The sequence below is a fragment of the Streptomyces sp. NPDC059142 genome (genome assembly GCF_042755665.1).
Taxonomy (GTDB): Bacteria; Actinomycetota; Actinomycetes; order Streptomycetales; family Streptomycetaceae; genus Streptomyces.
The window spans coordinates 1-2,296 of record NZ_JBHZDA010000210.1 but is presented as its reverse complement, the minus strand read 5'-3'; the positions used below and the strand labels follow the sequence as shown (position 1 = coordinate 2,296).

Annotated in this window: 3 protein-coding genes and 2 tRNA genes; all 5 read left to right on the top strand. The window is 69.7% G+C overall.

Going from position 1 to position 2,296, the window contains the following annotated elements; all coding sequences use genetic code 11:
• The first annotated feature begins 188 nt into the window (after positions 1 to 188).
• The 5 genes from rsfS to ACFXPK_RS32770 all read left to right on the top strand — a co-directional run bounded on the left by rsfS (position 189) and on the right by ACFXPK_RS32770 (position 2,240).
• Positions 189 to 641 (top strand): ribosome silencing factor, encoded by a 453-nt coding sequence (gene rsfS, locus ACFXPK_RS32790; RefSeq protein WP_385080801.1) that lies wholly within the window; start codon positions 189 to 191, stop codon positions 639 to 641.
• On the top strand, positions 638 to 1,291 hold the full coding sequence (locus ACFXPK_RS32785) for a histidine phosphatase family protein (RefSeq protein ID WP_385000069.1): 654 nt from the start codon (positions 638 to 640) through the stop codon (positions 1,289 to 1,291). The genes rsfS and ACFXPK_RS32785 overlap by 4 nt, the downstream gene beginning before the upstream one ends.
• 106 nt (positions 1,292 to 1,397) lie before the next feature.
• A tRNA-Ala gene (locus tag ACFXPK_RS32780) sits at positions 1,398 to 1,470 on the top strand.
• 272 nt (positions 1,471 to 1,742) lie between these two features.
• A complete protein-coding gene (locus ACFXPK_RS32775) occupies positions 1,743 to 1,976 on the top strand; it encodes a hypothetical protein (RefSeq protein WP_329827141.1) in 234 nt (77 codons plus the stop codon).
• A 191-nt stretch (positions 1,977 to 2,167) separates the two neighbouring features.
• Positions 2,168 to 2,240: transfer RNA gene (locus ACFXPK_RS32770), tRNA-Ala, on the top strand.
• Positions 2,241 to 2,296: the final 56 nt, after the last annotated feature.

Below are 2,296 nucleotides of genomic sequence, written 5' to 3'. Positions count from 1 at the left end.
CTCACTACAACACCAACATAGGCGGCGCAGCTTTGTTTTTTTTATCCCAACACCCATCATGGGGTTTGGGCGGGCGCCGCCCCGCGCCGCCCCGGGGGCGCGGGGCGCCCGCCCCCCCACGGCTGTGCCGACTGTCGGTGGTCCGTGAGATCCTGGGCATCTCCACGACCCCCGACGAAAGCCTGCCAGTGACCGCTACTGATCGTTCCATCGAGCTCGTCAACGCCGCCGCCCAGGCGGCCGCGGACCGGCTCGCGCACGACATCATCGCGTACGACGTGAGCGATGTGCTGTCCATCACCGACGCCTTCCTGCTCGCCTCGGCGCCCAACGACCGCCAGGTGAAGTCGATCGTCGACGAGATCGAGGAGCGCCTTCAGAAGGAGCTGGGCGCCAAGCCGGTGCGCCGCGAGGGCGACCGGGACGCGCGCTGGATCCTCCTCGACTACGTCGACATCGTCATCCACGTCCAGCACAGCGAGGAGCGCGTCTTCTACGCGCTGGAGCGGCTCTGGAAGGACTGCCCCGAGCTGGCGCTGCCCGAGGACGCCGTCAAGACGCGCGGCAAGGGCAAGGAGCACGCCGAGACGGCGGGCGAGCACACCGGCAGCGCCGGTGGCCCGGACGGTGAGCTGAGCTGAACGGCTCCCGGAGCGGCCGGGGCCGCCGGATCGTCCTGTGGCGGCACGGCCAGACCGCCTGGAACCTGGAACGCCGCTTCCAGGGCTCCACGGACATCGAGCTGACCGAGGAGGGCGTCGGACAGGCCCGCAGGGCCGCCCGGCTGCTCGCCTCCCTGAAGCCGGCCGCGATCATCGCCTCCGACCTGCGACGGGCCGTCGCCACGGCCCGTGAGCTGACCGCCGTCACCGGTCTCGACGTGGCGCACGACGCCGCGCTCCGCGAGACGTACGCGGGCTCCTGGCAGGGGCTGACCCACGAGGAGATCGTCGGACGGTTCGGCGACCAGTACGCGGCCTGGAAGCGCGGCGAGCCCGTACGGCGCGGCGGGGGCGAGCTGGAGACCGAGGTCGCCGACCGCGCCGCGCCCGTGGTGCTCCGCCATGCCGGGAAGCTGCCCGACGGCGGCACCCTGGTCGTGGTCAGCCACGGCGGGACGATCCGTACCACCATCGGCCGGCTGCTGGGGCTGGAGTCGCACCACTGGGAAGGGCTCGGCGGGCTCTCCAACTGCTGCTGGTCCGTCCTCGGCGAGGGCGCGCGCGGCTGGCGGCTCCTGGAGCACAACGCGGGCACCCTCCCTGAGCCGGTCCTCGGTGACGACGACTGAGCTTCCGGCGGCCGGGTGTTCGCCGGCGGAGCCACCGGATTTCGCTTTCCGGCAGGTCGCAGGCTAAAGTTCTTCTTGTTCGCAGCGCACGGCGCGGGGAACACGAGGGGCTATAGCTCAGTTGGTAGAGCGCCTGCATGGCATGCAGGAGGTCAGGAGTTCAATTCTCCTTAGCTCCACAATCAGCGTCACGAACCGGATCCCGTCCCCTGCTGGGGGGCGGGATTTCTGCTGTACGGACGCTATTTCAGGCTGACCAGCAGGCCCCGGCGTGGCAGAATCGGACGACCGGATGGGGGCCAGGGACCGGACCGGGAGGGAGAGCGCGATGTCCGCCAGCAGTGTCGGCTGTCCCTCGGGCGATCCGTCCGCGCCGGCCCGCGCGCTCGCTGGTCATCGCGGACATCCCTACGTGTGCACGGCCCGCTGTGGCCACATCTGGAGCTGATTGATGGGTGCGCACAGGCGTAAATGCGACTGGTGCGGCAGCGGTACGCCGATCGTACGGGACATGGACCCGCTCAACCCCGAGTACCAGTACTGGTGCGAGGAGTGCGCGCGGGCGCTGATCATAAAAGGCGACCCCATCGAGACCTACCGCGAGTTGGAGGGCGAACCGATCTACGGACGCCTCCTGGAGGAGCACTGCACGCTCAAGCGCTTCTACTCCTTCGCGACCGCCTGACCGCCTACCCGCACCGGCCGGAGCCGTGCCGGAGCCCGGCCGGGAGCGTGGTCGAGCGCCCGGCCGAGGGGTGATCGGCACCGGACCGTAGCCGGTCGGGCCCCCGCCGGAACGGATTTGGTGGTGGGGCGCAGGGACCGTTAATGTTGGCCATGCCGCCGAGGGGGAAACCCCGGGGCGGTGGAACGCAAGGGGCTATAGCTCAGTTGGTAGAGCGCCTGCATGGCATGCAGGAGGTCAGGAGTTCAATTCTCCTTAGCTCCACAGCAGCAGTGAAGATCACGAGAAGCGGGGGGGGGGGAGAGGATGGGGCGCGGACT